The 17916-nt window shown below is 37.1% G+C and carries 15 protein-coding genes and 3 pseudogenes; 15 read left to right on the top strand and 3 right to left on the bottom strand.

The window, feature by feature from the left end; translation table 11 throughout:
• Positions 1-245: 245 nt before the first annotated feature.
• A pseudogene (locus IPI65_15685) lies at positions 246-1421 on the bottom strand (citrate transporter).
• Between the two features lie 525 nt (positions 1422-1946).
• Here IPI65_15685 and IPI65_15690 point away from each other — a divergent pair.
• The 7 genes and pseudogenes from IPI65_15690 to IPI65_15720 all read left to right on the top strand — a co-directional run bounded on the left by IPI65_15690 (position 1947) and on the right by IPI65_15720 (position 7827).
• A pseudogene (locus IPI65_15690) lies at positions 1947-3005 on the top strand (lactate utilization protein).
• 692 nt (positions 3006-3697) lie between these two features.
• Positions 3698-3946: an OmpA family protein gene (locus tag IPI65_15695; GenBank protein ID MBK7442912.1), complete on the top strand. Its 249-nt coding sequence runs from the start codon at positions 3698-3700 to the stop codon at positions 3944-3946.
• A gap of 33 nt (positions 3947-3979) precedes the next feature.
• A complete protein-coding gene (locus IPI65_15700; protein ID MBK7442913.1) occupies positions 3980-4231 on the top strand; it encodes a hypothetical protein in 252 nt (83 codons plus the stop codon).
• On the top strand, positions 4213-5031 hold the full coding sequence (locus IPI65_15705) for a hypothetical protein (protein ID MBK7442914.1): 819 nt from the start codon (positions 4213-4215) through the stop codon (positions 5029-5031). The genes IPI65_15700 and IPI65_15705 overlap by 19 nt, the downstream gene beginning before the upstream one ends.
• A 217-nt stretch (positions 5032-5248) precedes the next feature.
• Complete coding sequence (locus tag IPI65_15710; GenBank protein ID MBK7442915.1) at positions 5249-5587, top strand: hypothetical protein; 339 nt, start codon at positions 5249-5251, stop codon at positions 5585-5587.
• 214 nt (positions 5588-5801) lie between these two features.
• A complete protein-coding gene (locus tag IPI65_15715; protein MBK7442916.1) occupies positions 5802-6089 on the top strand; it encodes a hypothetical protein in 288 nt (95 codons plus the stop codon).
• Positions 6090-6849: 760 nt separating this feature from the next.
• Entirely contained in the window at positions 6850-7827 is a 978-nt protein-coding gene (locus IPI65_15720) for an IS110 family transposase (GenBank protein ID MBK7442917.1), read from the top strand.
• Positions 7828-8081: 254 nt separating this feature from the next.
• Here the strand turns inward: IPI65_15720 and IPI65_15725 are convergent, their stop codons facing one another.
• Positions 8082-9407, bottom strand: a complete 1326-nt coding sequence (locus IPI65_15725; protein MBK7442918.1) for a T9SS type A sorting domain-containing protein — start codon at positions 9405-9407, stop codon at positions 8082-8084.
• A 65-nt stretch (positions 9408-9472) separates the two neighbouring features.
• Positions 9473-9865, bottom strand: coding sequence for a hypothetical protein (locus IPI65_15730; protein ID MBK7442919.1), 393 nt, complete (start codon positions 9863-9865; stop codon positions 9473-9475).
• A 467-nt stretch (positions 9866-10332) separates the two neighbouring features.
• Here IPI65_15730 and IPI65_15735 point away from each other — a divergent pair.
• The 8 genes and pseudogenes from IPI65_15735 to IPI65_15770 all read left to right on the top strand — a co-directional run bounded on the left by IPI65_15735 (position 10333) and on the right by IPI65_15770 (position 17911).
• A pseudogene (locus IPI65_15735) lies at positions 10333-12307 on the top strand (dehydrogenase E1 component subunit alpha/beta).
• 17 nt (positions 12308-12324) lie between these two features.
• Positions 12325-13110: a Fic family protein gene (locus IPI65_15740; protein ID MBK7442920.1), complete on the top strand. Its 786-nt coding sequence runs from the start codon at positions 12325-12327 to the stop codon at positions 13108-13110.
• Positions 13107-14303 (top strand): T9SS type A sorting domain-containing protein, encoded by a 1197-nt coding sequence (locus IPI65_15745; GenBank protein MBK7442921.1) that lies wholly within the window; start codon positions 13107-13109, stop codon positions 14301-14303. The genes IPI65_15740 and IPI65_15745 overlap by 4 nt, the downstream gene beginning before the upstream one ends.
• A gap of 330 nt (positions 14304-14633) precedes the next feature.
• On the top strand, positions 14634-15062 hold the full coding sequence (locus IPI65_15750) for an SWIM zinc finger family protein (GenBank protein ID MBK7442922.1): 429 nt from the start codon (positions 14634-14636) through the stop codon (positions 15060-15062).
• Positions 15063-15177: 115 nt separating this feature from the next.
• Positions 15178-15558 (top strand): hypothetical protein, encoded by a 381-nt coding sequence (locus tag IPI65_15755; protein MBK7442923.1) that lies wholly within the window; start codon positions 15178-15180, stop codon positions 15556-15558.
• 57 nt (positions 15559-15615) lie between these two features.
• A complete protein-coding gene (locus tag IPI65_15760) occupies positions 15616-16122 on the top strand; it encodes a transcriptional regulator (GenBank protein ID MBK7442924.1) in 507 nt (168 codons plus the stop codon).
• 89 nt (positions 16123-16211) lie between these two features.
• Complete coding sequence (locus tag IPI65_15765; GenBank protein MBK7442925.1) at positions 16212-17009, top strand: fatty acid desaturase; 798 nt, start codon at positions 16212-16214, stop codon at positions 17007-17009.
• The gene (locus IPI65_15770; GenBank protein MBK7442926.1) at positions 17006-17911 is read left to right on the top strand and encodes a TIGR01777 family protein; all 906 of its coding nucleotides are present in this window, start codon (positions 17006-17008) and stop codon (positions 17909-17911) included. The genes IPI65_15765 and IPI65_15770 overlap by 4 nt, the downstream gene beginning before the upstream one ends.
• Positions 17912-17916: the final 5 nt, after the last annotated feature.

Consider the following 17916-nt stretch of genomic DNA (forward strand, 5'->3'; position numbering starts at 1 on the left):
ATCATGGTGGTATCCTGGGGCTTCATCCATGTTTTTAAGGTATTTCATGCAAACCCCTAAAACCAGGTGGGCTATCGCTTAAATTTCACCTGCATACTTACTGTCCCTGAGCGTTTATACTCGCTCCAGCAACACCTCATCCGTTGAGGTCGTCATTCTTTGGAACGGTTAAATAGTAGTTGCAGCACGATTGTTATAACGTTAAAATTAGGTAAAAACCCAATAGCTAATTACCCGATTATTTGTTAAAAGTCACGGAATCCATATACAGCGCGGTTTCCGTGTCGGCAGTTTATGGGTGCGTGCGGATGCCAGCCAAAAAGTGAAATAAAATGGAAAATCCAACTATATAACCTACAATTACAAACCAGCCGCCTTTTAACCAGGCACCAACCGATTTTGCCTCCGGATACATATTCGTAATTGCCACACCGGCACTGGAGCCAAACCACAACATACTGCCCCCAAATCCAACAGCATAGGCCAACACACCCCAATCGTAACCACCCTGATCAAGCGCCAGTTTGGTAAGTGGAATATTGTCGAAAACTACTGGAAATAAAGCCCAAAACAAAGGTAGTCTGCCACGAAGCAGGGGGTAATGCATTTACGGGCATCATAGAGGCCATTAAGCACGAGACTGGAGCAGAAAAATGGTCCCGGCACAGCTTTTGGAGCTCTTCCCACTCAATTGCGTTATCGCTCCTATAATAAAACAGCTGCCCAAACCCCTGCAGGAAAATAAGATAAAATTGGCAGCAATGGCTCCACCCAAAATAAACACACAAACCAAGCTTGCGATAATCAATTTGGGTGCCTCATACCGCCCTTCAACATTGGGTGATAACGATGTTGCAAAAACCGCTGCGACAATCCCGAAAAACAAAAGGGCAGGAATAGCTGCGCATAAGCATGCATAACATTCATGGGTTAACCCCCATCAATCCAAATCATCAGTGGTAGTATCCCCCAATACTGAACCGGAGCCGCCTCCGTTACTGGGCAACAATTGCAGCGAGATCCAATGATGAACTTTGCCCCGAAACACCACGTCGGGGAACACTTCCGCCAATCATAGCCGCAGCAATATTGTCGAGAAATGAGGATAACAGAAATACAAATTAACAACACAAAGGCCCTGTCCAGTTGTCGGGCAATACTTTCGGCAGCAACTTCGGAATATGGGTATCTTCAAAAGTTTGGCCAATATGGCAAATCCGAGCAGTAAGCCCAGTAAATTAAGTAACACCTTCCATTCTTCTTCCAAGTGATGCACCAGGTTAAAATCTAAACCATTTTAAGAATCAAAACCGCTGCAAGTCCGCTCAATGCCACTTTTAATACATGATTGTGCATTAAAGCAATACCCAGCAAGGTTAACCAAACAGGATAAATTCAACGGGGATGCCTGCAAAATCTATGGTTTTTCGGTTACCACCTGATGCAAAAAAACCATGGCCGGTAACACCAGGAAACAACATAAGGCAGTAGTAATTTTTGAGCATAATCAGGATAATGGAGGAAATCAAAAATAGGAACTATTTTGGGCATATCAAATATATGATAAGGAAAGATATTGACGTATATCTATGTATATGTAGTATTTTGTCCCGTTGCGAACAACACATGTCCAATTTACTGCAAACATTTTTACAAAAGCGGATACTAAAGCATTCGATAGTGAAACACAAACGCAAGTTGTTGTTTAATATCGAAGAAAGATAATGTCTACCGTTATTAAAGCAAAAAACAATATGCCGATTTAGAGTATGTTCCGCAAAAAGCTAAAAACAAAGTGGAAAGTGAAGGAAAATCTCGATAAGTATCTTATCCGAATTTGAAACCAAATTTCACAGCAAACGTGGTAAAGAGTAATATGGGCTAACAATGAAAAAAAAGAAGCTCAGCAGGAAAAACTGAAAATTCTACAAAAAGTGCCTGCATGGATGTTAAAGCTAAAAGTATGGCAACCGGAAGAAATTAACCTGAATGAGTTTTAAAGGAACATGATATTGAAAGTGTTGAAACCGATTTAGGTGAATATATTCAGCAGTTAGATGGTGAAGCACCTTACCATATTGTTACGCCTGCCATGCGCTAAGTAAAGACGATGTGGACAAATTGTTTCACAAAAACTCAATACTTGATTTAAATTTAACGGCCAGGAATTAACACTTGTTAAAGAAAAATTTGCGTCAAAAATATGTGCAGGCAGATGTTGGTTTCAGCGGTGCGAATTTTATTTATCCGGATATCGGCGGCATTGCAGTTACCGAAAATGAAGGTAACGGCAGATTAAGCACCAGTTTTCCTAAAACACATATTGTATTGGTGGGTATCGAAAAAATGCTTACCGGTGTAAACGATTTAAATATTTTCTGGCCATTGTTATCTACGTTTGGAACGGGTCAGAAAGTAACTGTATATAATACCATTTCACCGGACCAAAAAAGAAATTGAAGCCGACGGACCGGAAGAAATGTATGTGATATTGTTAGACAATGGTCGCTCAAAATTATTGGCAGAAGAAAGACAACGAAGCATTGTATTGTATTCGTTGCGGCTCATGTTTAAATGCTTGTCCGGTATATAAAAATATTGGCGGACATACCTACAGCACAACTTATTCAGGACCTATCGGGTCAATTATTTCTCCGCATTTTAAGGGAATGGATGAGTTCAAACATTTAAGTAATGCATCCAGTTTATGTGGTAATTGCACTGAGGTTTGTCCTATGAATATCGAGTTGCACAGTTTGTTGTTGTATAATAGAAATGAAGCTGTTGAAAAAGGGTATAGCACGTTAACTGAACGAACAGTCTGGAAACTATGGCGACGTTCAATGATGAACAGAAAAACGATGGAGAAACCTTCACCATCGATAAAAAATATGGCGCTGAAAATGTTGTTTAAAAATTCGTGGGGTAAGCGGAGGGAGATGTTTAAAATTGCGCCGAAGTCTTTCAATAAAATGTGGGATGAAAAGTTGACGACTACGGAGTGATGGGTTGATCGCTAAAATTTGAATTATTTATTTGGTAGTTAATTGGGTCCTATAGGGATGGTTCTCGCGATGATGTATTTTTCGGACGAGTGTGTTTCCGTACGATGTTTTTCTTGGAAGGATGTGTTTCTGTATGATGTGTTTCTCGCGAAGGCCGCAAAGGGCAAAGGGCGCGAAGGGTTGGTGTGGGTTTTTTCGGGGAGATGTTTTTGTATGATGTGTTTTTATAATGTGTTTCTTGGAAGGATGTGTTTCTCGCGAAGGCCGCAAAGGGCAAAGGGCGCGAAGGGTTGGGTGTGGGTTTTTTTCGGGATAATTTTTTTTGTATGATGTGTTTCTTGGAAGGATGTGTTTCCGTATGATGTGTTTCTCGCGAAGGCGCAAGGGCAAAGGGCGTGAAGGGTTGGTGTGGTTTTTTTGTAGGATGTGTTTTTCGGATGAATGTTTTTTTGTAAGATGTGTTTCTTGGTAGGATGTGATTCTCGCAAAGCTGCCAAGGGCAAAGGGCGCGAAGGGAGGGTGTGGTTTTTTTGAACGATATGTTTTTTTTGTATGCTGTGGTTTGCTTGGATATGTTTCTCGCATATGCGGGGGAGGCAAAGCGCGCTAAGGGAGGGTGTAATTTTTTTTGATAGAATTGGGGGTAACAATAAATTTTTGGGTTTTAACGTTTGTTGGGGAAACTCACACCTATGCGTATATTAATTGCTACTTTGTTTGTGTTTAGTATACTTGAATTATCTGCGCAATCTCAACCCATAACATTTTCTGTTTATTTTGAAAAGGGCAAGGCCGATTTAAATCCTGCTGATGCTTTAACCATTGATGATTTTTTGGCTTTGGCTAAGGATTCGAGTTATAATGCGGTGTTTTTAAAAGGTTATGCTGATCCTGATGGTTCGGATGCTTCAAATATGTCGTTGTCGGAAGCGCGTGGGTAATGTGAGTGCTAAGTTTATGGTAACCGTTATGCAGTGGAAAACAAATATTATGGTGAAACAAATGCCATCAATAAAAATAAAACGGAAGCTGAAAAAGCAATGAACAGAAGAGTGGATATTATTTTATGGACCGATTATAAACTGGCACAACGAAATAAAAAACCACAAGTTTTTTTGTTAAACCCAATCGCGATATTGAATTTACTGCTGCCGAAGGAACAAGAATTAAAATCCCTGCAAATAGTCTGGTTTATGAAAATGGTAGCGTGCCAAACGGTGATGTAACAATTGCCATTACCGAATATTATTCGATGCTGGATATTATAAATCAAAAATTAACTACTACATCAAACGGACAGGTTTTGGAATCGGCCGGCATGATAAATATTGAGGCATCGAGAAATGATAATGCCTTGCGATTAAAAGGCGGAACCTTAATGGAGGTGCAGTTTGCCGAGCGTGAAGAAAATGATGGATTCGGATTATTTTATGGTAATGAAAATGCAAGAACGCAAGTAGTTAACTGGACACCGGCGGCTAATCCTTCGGAAATTGATAAGGTATGGAATATTTCCGGTGCAAAATTATTTGTGAGCGATACAATTGAAAAATGGCGCAGCAAATTCGACTTTAATAAATTAGGTCAGCGCATTAAAGTTACGGAACGTTGGGTCGAAAATGAAGGCACTTCATACGACACATTAATTATGGATAAAACAATTAATGCGAATAAAATTATTTTGCAAGCCACGCGATTAGGTTGGATAAATTGTGATCAGTTTTATGAAGATAATAAACCTACCGTTGAATTATATGTCGATGCCGTTAAAGATTATAAAACGGAAATTGTTTTAATATTTACCGACCGAAAAGGAATGATATTACCTAGCGATAATGGTGACGGCAAATTAGTTTTTCATAATGTGCCTCAGGGCGAAAAAGCAATAATTACCGGCGTGGGCTCTGCCGAAGGAAAATTATATTTCGCAAAACTCGACCTGGTTACAGCTGCCACCGCTGTAAAACTCGATATGCAGGAAACAGCAATTAAAGATATTTCGGGGCAACTCGCCACATTAAATTAGTGGAATTGTTACACAATTTTCGAAAAAGTAAAAATTATGTCCCCAATCTCGCAAGCTGATTAATGCGCCGATAAGCAATGTTTGTAAGGGTTTTGTGCTTGGGTACAGTTTTTGGCTCGTTTATATTATAAGATATAACAACGGAAACAGAATAAATGTGTATTTGAAAGATATCTGTTTATACTTGAATTTTGAATCATCAAAAAAACACATGATTATGTTGAGCATAGAAAATTTAAAAGCGATATTACCGGGAATAGTAACCAGAGTGGCTATTAATTATCCGATTGCATATATTAATTCGGTATCATTTATTGTAAAAAATACAATTGTTGCTGCCTGTTTCTGGAGCGAAAAACATGAAGAAGCAGCTAAACGTTTGGCATTGGCATTTCATCAGGATAATAACAGCAGTTGTTTTATTTTTCAAACGGGAACCGAAGCCGCAGATATTCAGCATGGCGAAATTGAAATTACCGGTACCGATGAAAAAGGAAAAGATTTTATTGTGTCACTCCCTTATCAGCATTTAATTCGTTACCGAATGGCTTCCTGATTTTAATATTTTCTACAAACAAATTTTATCGGCCTGCGATAGGTATTGGTTTTGTCGCATGTTTTGACTGTCTGAAAGCGTTGATTTTACTGACTTCCTGACAGTTTCCTGATTTATTTTCCGTATTCGGCAAACTTCTGTTGCTGATAGCGCAACATTTTGTATTTGATTTTGCGTGGTAAGGTGTGCATTTTTGACCTTGTAAACAGCACACATGTTCAACCGGAAAAATATCGACCACATCATTGCAAAATTGGTAACGCATATTGCGCTAACACTTCCGGTAGCCTATATTCAATCAATTGTATTTTTTAATGGTAAAACAAAAATTGCCGATTGTTCGTGGGAGCATTTTCAGCAAAATGGTTATTTACAATTTTATGGACCCGATGAAACAGGAATTGAATTTGCAAAAATGAAACCCACCGTTGTAGTTTATGCAATTGATATGGATGGCAGCAAACGCGAATTTACCACGCCATTGGGAAATATATTTATGTAACAGTTTTTTTTCATGCCTGACAGATAAAGGGGTAAACGAGAGGAGCGTTTCCCCTTTTTTAATTGCTAATTTCTATAAATAAAATAAAAATAAAAAATATTTTGGAGCATCCACATTTTTCACCCAATGAAAATCGTTGCCCGCTCTTCATTGCAACAAGCCACTAATTTTAAATATACCTCAAAATCGGTTGTTACATTGGTACATCGGTACATTATCAAATTGGTACATTAGCTTGTTTTCATTTCCGATCGGGGCTAGAAATTACTATATCGTTTCTATCACAACTAAATTTGATAATCCTTTATCGTTTTGAGTTATTATTTATACTTAAATATTTTAATGGAGTATTGTTTTTTTACCACAAAGAACGCTGAGAAAATACACACAAAGGGCACAGAGGAATTATTCGTTAATTTAAGTTTTACGAATAAAATTTAATTAGGAAAACATAATTAAAATTTAACTCGTAATTCTCCGCGACCTCGTATGTTTACTTTTTTAAGGAAATTAATTGAAATTTTAAGATTTTAGTAGAAAAATAAGGGAAAAGGATGAGAGATGATCTGCGCCCAAGCAACCTTAAGGTATGCACACACAGAGAACTATCCTCATTCTTTTCGCTTCTTCATTAAGTCTGAATAGAATTTAAGAGCATTTGTATAACGAATGACTTTGGATAAATCCACGAGACAAGACTAAGGAAGAACTTCCTTATTAATTATTATTCATTTATTAAACCTTAAATCAATGGAAAAGAATCAGACAAAGCGTCGGTATTGATTGTTCCAAGGATCACCTGGACTGTAGTTTTGGTATTATGCATGCTTCATTTGATGAAGTAATCCTTTCTAATTCAAAATTTACGAACAATGCTGCAGGACTAAAAAAATTATTATTGTGGAGCAAAAAACTAATGAATACCGATTGCGAGGTGGTGTTTTTAATGGAGGCTACAGGTGTTTATCATGAACGGGCTGCATTGTTTTTATTTGAAAGTAAAAATAAAGTAGCTGTGTTATTGCCCAATAAAGTGAAAGCTTTTGCCGGCACGCTTAAAGTAAAGACAGTGAATGATAAAGAATGTGCTAAAATCATTGCGTTGTTTGGCCTGGAAAAGAATGTAGACCCATGGTCACCTCCTCAAGAAGTGTTTAACCAAATCCGCCAGTTGACGCGGGAACGCGACCAATTACTGCTTGAGCGAACAATGAAGAAAAACCAACTTCACGCTGAAAAAGTGGCATGGCCAAACAGTGGTAGCATTAAAAGAATCGAACAGCAGTTGAAAATAATGAATAAGCAAATTAAAGAAATTGAAACAGAGATTAAGGATCTAATCAACGCTAACCCTTGTTTAAAAGAAAAAATGAAAAAGTTGTGCAGTATAAAAGGAGTTGGAATGATTACCGCAGCTATTGTTGTGGCAGAAACAAATGGATTTAATCTCATTAGAAATAAAAGTCAATTAGTCAGTTATGCAGGGCTAGATGTGATAGAGAAGCAATCAGGGACATCGGTGAGAGGTAAAACGCGAATATCAAAAAGAGGAAATAAATATTTACGAAAATGTTTATACTTCCCGGCCTTTACATCAATTAATCATTATGAACCATCAAAAAATTTATATACCAGAATAATATCTAAAACAGGATTAAAAATGAAAGGAGCAGTTGCAGTGCAACGTAAAATATTAGTGCTAATATATGTATTATGGAAAAAGGATCCAGTTCTTTGATCCGGATTATCATAAAGCAAAGCAAGAAGAGCCACATCAAGATGCAGCTCTTCACGAACTAGCAAAAGCCGTTCTGTTTATAAAACAAATTTACTAAAAATTAGGATTTTAACATAGAATCTCTGTGGGCTGTTTCTCCGGGGACTCTGTGGTTACCCTTTGCAAATTATAAATCAACGCTCCGAATTTTATTTTCACTCAAAATTTGGCTGTTCCATTGGTACATTGGTACATTATCACATCGGTACATTAATTCAATCCTTTATAAACGACAAGCATTTAATAAGAGCCCCTTCCTCAAATTGTACGATATATATTCCCGATGCATATTTACTAATATCAATTGAAATTGTATTAGTAATGTTGACTTCCGGTTGTACTAATGTTCCAATTGCATTTTTTATCGAAAATGTTAACGGCATACCGCTTACATTAGAAATTACTAACCAATTAGAGGCGGGATTGGGATAAATTTGTATGCTGTTGTTTAAATAAGTTGCAATTGAAACATTGTCATCAATTAATCCATTGCAGTCATCATCCAAATTGTTTTCAATTTCATTTGCTCCGGGGTAAATCATTGGATTGTTATCATTACAATCCAAATTATTTAATACATAACCAACCGTATCATTACAACTGTAAATATAAATACTGGTATCACCAAATAAATCATCATCTGCATCCATATAATATTTAACTAAAGGGCAGGTTTGTTCAACATTAATGAGCCAGTAATCAGGCGTTGAATCACCAAAACCATAATGATTTGTAATGTCTCCATCATTTGAAGTTGAGCTACCCCCTAAATAATAGGAAAAGTTATTTCTTAATACGAGGCCACATGGTGCTTCAATACCCGAGCCGCCAAAACATTGTGAAAATTGAATAACGCCAATTGAATCAATTTTAAGTATCCAGTAATCAGAGTAAAAAAAACCACCGTGGTGGCCGTTTATGTCCCCGTCGTTAGGAGAAGTTGACACTCCTGTTATTACGATATTATTGGAATCGATAATTTCAATATCTGTTCCATAATCAGCACCAGAGCCGCCATATGCATTTCCCCAAACAATATTACCTAACGAATCAAGTTGCAATAACCATAAATCCCGATTATCGCCAGGATAATGACCACTTACATCTCCGGTATGTGAGCCTGCTTCACCTGCTATTAGTAAATCCTGATTAGGTAGTAAGGCAATGGTAAAAGGTTCTTCATATTCACTGCCACCAAAACCATAGTCCCAAATAATATTACCCGCACTATCCAATTTTAGTATCCGGTATTCCTGATTTTCACCATCCGCTATCAATTTTGTGGCACATATATAAATATTCCCGTTTTCTGCTACTACTAAATCGTTTGCCCGGTCTTCATACGGAATCCCAAGGTTTTTCAGCCATAATAAATTACCAAAAGCATCAATTTTTCCAATATAAGCGTCGGCACTAGTTTCCGGACCAACATGTTCGGTAAACACGCCATCCACTGAATGGCTGTAACCCGTAAACACAAACCCCGAATCTGCAGTTGGCTGAATGGCGTTTACCACATCAGAATTAGAGCCCCCAACCACAAGCGACCACACTAAATTACCAACACTGTCTATCTTAAAAATCCAGCCATCATTGTTGCCATAACTTAACCCACATCACCATCATCTGAATAACTGTATCCTGCAATTACAAAACCACTATCGACTGTTTTTACAATCCTGTTCGGGTAATCAACACTTGAACCTCCAAATGATTTTTCCCATAACAAATTACGTGCAGTATCTATTTTACAAAGCCAGATATCTCCATTACCAAAAGTTTCACTTACGTCTTCATCAATCGAACTACTTTTACCAATAATAATTAATTCTGTCTCATTTATTAAAATTAAATCAGAAGCGTTATCATATCCATAACCTCCATAATTTTCATCCCATCGCAGTATAACTGACTGTGATTTTATATTTAGAGGTATAGCTAAGCAGATAACAATAACGATTAATAAAACCCAAATTTTAAACGAATAGTTGCCTTGCACAAAATTAAATTTTAATCCCATTTTATTGATTTTCAATTACTTATAACTAATATTGGCAATTACTTATATTTATTCTTGCTAAAGTTAATTAATAATGTGTAAAAAACAATTTTTGCTATTGGGTATCAAATAAAACAGAGGTAATTTATCCATTACTTTATTGGTAGAAATTTAATAAAATAATAACGACTCAGTAACATCTAGTCCGGATCGAAACGGAAACAAACTAGCTAATGTGCTAATGGGTGAATGTACCGATGTACCAATGAAACAGCCGATTTTGAGTAAAAATGGGATTTTTAGGTTTGTTGGAGTGGAGAGCCGGTAGGGGATTGCGTTGGTGTGGGGGATGTTGCTACTCCAAATATTTTCTGACCTGTTTTAAGACTAATGAAGGGTATCATGGTGCGACGAATTCGTTGTAACTTTGCGGCATGGACACGGATTTACAACATTTTAGCCGCGTAATGCAATACGATAGAAGTAGCCTGAGTAATGAACAATTGCTTGATTTATACAAGCGGATTTTGAAGCCGCGCATGATAGAGGAAAAAATGCTCAATTTGCTGCGTCAGGGCAAGGTGAGTAAGTGGTTCAGCGGTATTGGTCAGGAGGCGATTGCCTGCGCTGTGCCTTATGTGCTGGAAGCCGATGAATATATTTTGCCGATGCACCGCAATTTGGGCGTGTTTACCGGTCGCGGCATTCCGTTTGGGAAATTGTTTAATCAGTGGCAGGGCAAAAAAAGTGGTTTCAGCAAGGGCCGTGAGCGCAGTTTTCACTTCGGCACAAACGAATATCACATTGTTGGTATGATTTCGCATTTAGGTCCGCAATTGGCAGTTGCCGACGGTATTGCGCTTGCTGCAAAATTGAAAAAGGAAAATAAAGTAACCGTTGTTTTTTCAGGCGAAGGTGGAACAAGTGAAGGCGATTTTCATGAGTCACTTAACGTTGCTGCCGTTTGGGGATTACCGGTAATTTTTATTGTTGAAAATAATGGATATGGACTGAGCACTCCTACAAGCGAACAATTTTTATGTGAGCGTATTGCCGACAAAGGTATTGGTTATGGCATGCGTGCATTAACGGTGGATGGCAATAATTTGCTGGAAATGGTTCGTGTATTAAATGAATGCAGAAATTATTGTATCACCGAAAATAAACCGGTATTGCTGGAATGTATGACGTTCAGAATGCGCGGACATGAAGAAGCAAGTGGTGTAAAATATGTTCCGAAAGAATTATTTGATTTGTGGGGCAAAAAAAGATCCTGTTGTAAATTATGAAATGTATTTACGCGAAGCAGGTATATTAAATGATGAATTAAATAATTTATTCAGAGAAGAAATTAAACATGAAATAGAATACGGTTTGGAAATCGGTTTTAATGAACCGGATATTATTCCCGAAACCAATGAAGAAATGAATGATGTATATGCGCCACATCAACAAAACGTAATTGCTGCAACAGGAAATACTTCTTCTAAAAAATTTATTAATGCAATTAGTGATGCACTGATTTTGGGCATGGAAAAATATCCTGAATTGGTTATTATGGGTCAGGATATTGCTGAATATGGTGGCGCATTTAAAGTTACAGAAGGATTTATCGAAAAATTTGGTAAGGAACGTGTGCGCAATACGCCCATTTGTGAATCGGCAATTTTAGGTGCAGGTTGTGGTATGTCGATTAAAAAAATGAAGACAGTTATTGAAATGCAGTTCGCCGATTTTGTTACCAGCGGATTTAATCCGATTGTAAACAATATGGCGAAAATGTATTATCGCTGGGGACAAAATATCGACTCGGTTGTCCGCATGCCAACCGGTGCAGGTGTTGGCGCAGGGCCGTTTCACTCACAAAGTAATGAGGCATGGTTTTTTCATACTCCTGGATTAAAAGTGGTTTATCCAAGTAATGCACATGATGCAAAAGGTTTGTTGCTGGCATCTATTGAAGACCCGAATCCGGTATTATTTTTTGAACATAAAGCATTGTATCGCAGCATCACCGAAAATATTGCTGATAATTATTACACTGAACCAATTGGAAAAGCAAAATTGGTAACTAAAGGTGATTCACTTTCTATTATTACTTATGGTATGGGTGTACACTGGGCAACAAAAGTTTGTGCAGAAAATAATATAAGTGCCGATATTTTAGATTTACGCACCTTGTTGCCATTAGATTATGATGCTATTGAAGCAACAGTTAAAAGAACCGGAAAAGTTTTGGTATTACATGAAGATAGTTTAACTGGTGGTATTGGCGGAGAAATTGCAGCATATATTTCTGAAAAATTATTTACCTATTTAGATGCACCGGTAATGCGCTGTGCAAGTTTAGATACACCAATTCCATTTAGTATTGAACTGGAGCAAAACTTTTTAGCAAATGCCAGGTTAAAAGAAAAGTTGAGCGCGCTGATGGCATATTGATTTATTTATTTTAACTGATGCAAATAGAACTTAAAATTATACCTGCAACGTTATTAAATAACTATGTTAATTTATTTAATAATGCCGTAGCGGATGATTTTTATGCATTGCAGGAAAGTGAAATTTCAACTGCTACTTTTAATTTTTACCATTCGGTTGCAGCAGTTTTTTCTTCGCGTATTGAAGGTGAAATAATTACTTTAGACGAGTTCATAAAACATCGTATTCAGCATGTTGAATTTCAACCTGATTACACACGTAAAATTGATGATTTATATCATGCATATCAATTTGCAACAGAAAATCCACTGACGGCTGAAAATTTTAAAATGGCGCATGGTTTACTGACAAAAAATATTTTGCAGCCCCATCAGCAGGGTACATTTAGAACAGGAAACATGTACGTTTTATCTGCATCTGGGAAAATTGAATATGTTGCTGCAGCAACACATGTAGTAAATGGACATGTCAATTTTTTATTCGACGATATTACCAAGTTATTGCAAGCGGATTTAACATTTGCTGAAGTGCTGTATTTTGCTTCCATGTTACATCTTGTTTTTGTGAAAATTCATCCTTTTAACGATGGAAACGGTCGCGCAAGCCGACTGCTTGAAAAATGGTTTTTAGCAGAAAAGCTGGGTTCTAAAGCCTGGTTTATTGAATCGGAGCGATTTTATCATGATAATCATGATTTGTATTTTGCTAATATCAGAAAATTGGGATTGGAATATGAGCAGTTAAATTATTTGCAAGCTGATACATTTATTTTGATGTTGCAAAAATCGATATCTACAAAATGAAACAGCATAAAACGTTTCGGGTTTTAATTATTTTAATGCTGCTTTGCTGCACGTATAATGTAAATGCACAAACCTACACACCCGGAGTATCCTATTACGGTGCTCATGGTTATACAGAATATATTCCCGGCTCACTGCCAATAATTATTAGTGCACCGCATGGTGGTTATCTTGAGCCTGAGGTTATTCCCAACCGAACTTGTTTTGATGCCGTATATGCAACAGATGCTTATACGCAGGAATTAATTCGCGACATTCAAAATTCGATATATGCAGAATTTGGATGTTATGCGCATGTGGTTATTAATTTACTCGACAGAAAAAAACTGGATGCCAACAGAAATTTGGCGGAAGGTGCATGTGGTAATGATTCAGCCAAACAGGCATGGAACGATTTTAATGATTTTATTGATATTGCCGAAAGTACGGTGATGGAACAATATGGTAAAGGTTTATATATTGATTTGCACGGACATGGCAACCCAAAGCAGCGATTAGAAATTGGTTATTTATTATATGATGATGAATTGCAATTAACAGATACTGAATTAAATACAGATACTTATATTAATTATAGTAGTATTCAACATTTAGTGGCAACAAATGCAGGAGGTTTTACGCATGCGGAATTATTAAGAGGTGCAATAAGTTTCGGCACATTAATGCAGGAAGCAGGATATGCTTCGGTTCCGTCTGCAGCAGACCCGTTTCCGCTGACAGGAGATAATTATTACAGTGGTGGATATAATACGGTTGAACGTTCATCGTATTCGGGAGGAACAATTGATGGGTTTCAAATTGAATGTAATTATACAGGTGTTAGAGATAATGCGGTAAACCGAGAAAAATTTGCTGATAGTATTGTTTCGGTTTTAAGGGCTTATTTGGAAACACATTATTTTATTGATAATGAAATGAGTAATTGCAGCAAATTTGTGTCCATTGATGAGCATCAAAATGATTTATTAAATGTTGCTATTTATCCAAACCCGGCATCGCAGATATTACAAATTAATTCCGATAAAATAATTTCATCTATAAGTATTTATACGATATCCGGAACAAAACTGCTAACATTAAATGAGGCAACAGATTTTCATCAAATTTCAATTTCGGCACTTGAGCCCGGTTGTTATGTTGTACAGATGTTAATTGAAGGAGAAGTGGTTGTTCGTCATTTTGTAAAGCTTTGATGCTGCGTTAGCTAAGTTTATTTGGGCATTTTTAATTTCTTCAATTTAGTAATTCCAATCACGATAAATACTATCCCCAAAATAAAATACAGACCTAATGAAATTAAACCAAATACGTCCATTGAAATTGCTGTAGGGTCCGGTGTGTTTAACTGCTTTAATATTCGAAAAAAGTTGACAATTCTAAGCATTGCCAATAATAGCAGCACTATTCCTGCAATCAATATTAGGATTGCTAAATTTCGTTTGGACATAGGTATAAAATTCGGGTGTTTAAAAATACCTATTTTCAATTATAAGTTACCTGCTCGTTGATGTAATTTTGCACTTGTGCCAATACATCTCCAACATTTAGAATCAGAAACAAACGAAAAAACTCGCTTGCGCGGATATGATTATTATTGCGAAGGGCGGGTTAAGTCGGTGTTTAATATAAATGGTATTGAATGGATGGCCATTGTGCAGGGTTACGACGACCATGTTGTGCAGTTAAATATCATGAACGACTCGTTGTTGCGATATGAATGTAATTGCAGCGATACGGAAGATCCTTGCAAACATGTGATTGCCGTTTTATATTATATTAAAAACGAAGCACACAAATTAAAAAAATCGGATGCAACAGGTTATGATGAAATAAAAGAAAACATCAGCTACCTGCCCCCGCATGTTTTGCGGTACCTGATTTTAAAATATGCTACCACAAGTAAGGAGTTCAGAAAATTTCTGCTGGACTATACCAAAGATGATAAGAAGTAACCCTGTACTATACCTTGTATGGGTTAAAGGGTGACAAATGTTTTTGTTCAGACTGATTTCGCTTATATTTTTTGGATTCATCAAATTCCATCTTTGAGTATAAAACTTAAACGTTATGAATACCAAAAAACATATTGCCGAATTACACCCAGAGGTAAAGGCATGGATGAGTTATGTAGCTTATGTAAAAGATGAGTTAAAAGTATTTAACCTGCGTCTGGAGGAAATTATCAGCAAAAACACCGGCAAAGAGGTGATGGCGCATACCGAACATTTTCAAAACCAGTTTATCCGTCAAAATGAAGCATGTGATGAGTTGATGCATGATTTACATCGCGTTGAAAAATCTTATAGCGACCTAGCTGTCAACAACCCCGCTGCAATGCACGTGGCAGTAGCCGATGAAGTAGGTTTGCGCGATCGCGTTGACACCCACAGACATATTTTTGAAGACCTTACACATGAGTTCAGGGCGTTTTTATCGAAATATATGTAATGAAAAAAAACTTTCAATAAGTTTTGAAAGTTCGAAAACATGAAATAAATTTGTCTCATGGAACTCAACGAGGCAAGAGAAAAATTTATTCAAAGCTGGGGCAGTTTGGGCAGTCAGTGGGGTATCAACCGCACGATGGCACAAATTCATGCCCTTTTGCTCATTGCCCCGGAAGCCCTTTCTACCGACGAAATTATGGCGCAACTGCAGGTGAGTCGCGGCAATGTGAACATGAACCTGCGCGAGTTGATGAACTGGCAATTGGTGCGCAAAGAAGTTAAAACCGGCGAGCGCATGGAGTTTTTTGTGGCTGAAAAGGATATGTGGAAGGTGTTCCGGTTGATTTTTAAAGAACGTAAAAAACGTGAGCTGGATCCAATGATGGAAGTGATTCACGAATTAAAAGGATTGAAGGGCGACCACAAAAACAAAGAATTTGCTGCATTTAGTGAAGTAATGGAAGACCTCGACGGGCTTACCAATAAAGGAGAAAAAATGATGGAGCTTATTATTAAAAGTGATGAAAACTGGTTTGTAAATACCTTTATTAAACTGATGCGCTAAATTTTTTTATTATAAACTTTCAATAATTATTGAAAGAAATGAAAATTAAAAACAACCTGCTTATCCCAACCTTTTAAAACACTACTACAATGGCAAAACAACTCCACTCTGACGACCGCTTGCAACAAATTAGCTGGAAAGATTTACAAAAACTTTCGCGCAGGGAAATTGCGTATGAAATTCTGCTATCCTTACCATGGTTAATTGCCTCCTGCGTATTTGCGTATTTCCGTTTGTATGCACCGGCTTTAATTTGTTCGTTTTTCTTTTTTTTAACCGGATTACGACAGTCGCACAATGCACAACATAATACAGTTGGTATTTCGAAACGTGCAACAGAGTGGTTGTTGTTTTTTTTAAGTACTGCCATGATGGCAAGTATGCATGCTGTAAAATATAATCATCTGCAACACCATAAACATCCGTTAAGCGAAAAAGATGTTGAAGCCATGAGTGCAAAAATGCCTTGGTGGAAAGCAATAATGGCAGGACCGTATTTTATTATTATGATACACCGCACAGCAATGCGTTATGCGAATAAAAATATGCGCATCTGGATACTCATTGAATTAATTGTAATTACAGGAATTATGTTGTTTACTTATTTTGTAATTGATATTCACTGGATTACTTATCATGTTACGGTAATGGTAATTGGTGAATGTTGCACTTCATTTTTTGCTGTGTGGACTGTTCATCACGATTGTGATACCGGTGGTGTTTATTCACGCACTGTTCGCGGTAAATGGCGGACTAAATTATTTTATAATATGTTTTATCATACGGAACACCATTTGTTCCCAAAGGTGCCAACCTGCCATTTGCCGAAGCTTGCAGCCAGAATAGATGAGGTTATTCCTGAAATTAAAAACAAAACAGTACTATGAAAATTGTAATCGCAGGCGGGTCCGGTTTTATTGGAACTTATCTCGCCAATTATTTTGCTGAATCAAACCACGAAATTATTATTTTATCGAGAAAACAACATCTACCCCAAAAAAATATTAAGTATTTATTGTGGGATGGAAAAACAATTGGCGATTGGAGTAAAATTATTGATGGTGCAGATGTATTAATTAATCTCGCCGGTAAAAGTGTAAATTGTCGGTACACAGAAAAAAATAAAGCTGAAATATTAAATTCCAGATTAAATGCCAACCACATATTAGGCATTGCAGTTCAACAAGCAAAACGTCCGCCTAAAATTTGGTTTAATGCCGCATCGGCAACAATTTACCGACATGCCGACGACAGACCGATGGATGAAAATACAGGTGAAATTGGCAGCGATTTTAGTATGGATGTTTGTAAGGCATGGGAAAAAAGTTTTTATGAATTGGTGTTACCGGAAACAAGAAAAATAATATTACGCATGTCGATTACCATTGGCACAAACGGTGGTGTTTATAAACGATTTAAAAATTTAGTATTTGCAGGTTTGGGTGGAAAAATGGGCAACGGAAAACAAATGATGAGCTGGATTCATGTGAAAGATATTGCTAGAGCAATTACATTTATAATAGCAAATGAACATTTAAACGGTATTATAAATGTCACTGCGCCAACTCCCATTAGTAATGCTCAATTTATGGCGGCCATCAGGAAATCAAACCATGTTCCTTTCGGTTTGCCTACACCACGGTGGTTTCTAGCATTTGGGGCATTTTTGATTGGCACCGAAACGGAGCTAATTTTAAAAAGCCGTTGGGTAATTCCGCAAAAACTGATGGATGCCGGTTTCCGGTTCAAATACCCTGAAATCGAGCAATTAGCGGCCGATACTTTTTAAAAGTG

It is taken from the genome of Bacteroidota bacterium, from assembly GCA_016706255.1.
Lineage (GTDB): Bacteria > Bacteroidota > Bacteroidia > Chitinophagales > BACL12 > UBA7236.

Bases quoted from the DNA above. Each gene is read 5' to 3' on its own strand.
- IPI65_15710 (MBK7442915.1), top strand. From the start codon at position 5,249: ATGTTGAGCATAGAAAATTTAAAAGCGATATTACCGGGAATAGTAACC.
- IPI65_15715 (MBK7442916.1), top strand. From the start codon at position 5,802: ATGTTCAACCGGAAAAATATCGACCACATCATTGCAAAATTGGTAACG.
- IPI65_15745 (MBK7442921.1), top strand. From the start codon at position 13,107: ATGAAACAGCATAAAACGTTTCGGGTTTTAATTATTTTAATGCTGCTT.
- IPI65_15765 (MBK7442925.1), top strand. From the start codon at position 16,212: ATGGCAAAACAACTCCACTCTGACGACCGCTTGCAACAAATTAGCTGG.
- IPI65_15770 (MBK7442926.1), top strand. From the start codon at position 17,006: ATGAAAATTGTAATCGCAGGCGGGTCCGGTTTTATTGGAACTTATCTC.
- IPI65_15755 (MBK7442923.1), top strand. From the start codon at position 15,178: ATGAATACCAAAAAACATATTGCCGAATTACACCCAGAGGTAAAGGCA.
- IPI65_15760 (MBK7442924.1), top strand. From the start codon at position 15,616: ATGGAACTCAACGAGGCAAGAGAAAAATTTATTCAAAGCTGGGGCAGT.
- IPI65_15695 (MBK7442912.1), top strand. From the start codon at position 3,698: ATGCGTATATTAATTGCTACTTTGTTTGTGTTTAGTATACTTGAATTA.
- IPI65_15740 (MBK7442920.1), top strand. From the start codon at position 12,325: ATGCAAATAGAACTTAAAATTATACCTGCAACGTTATTAAATAACTAT.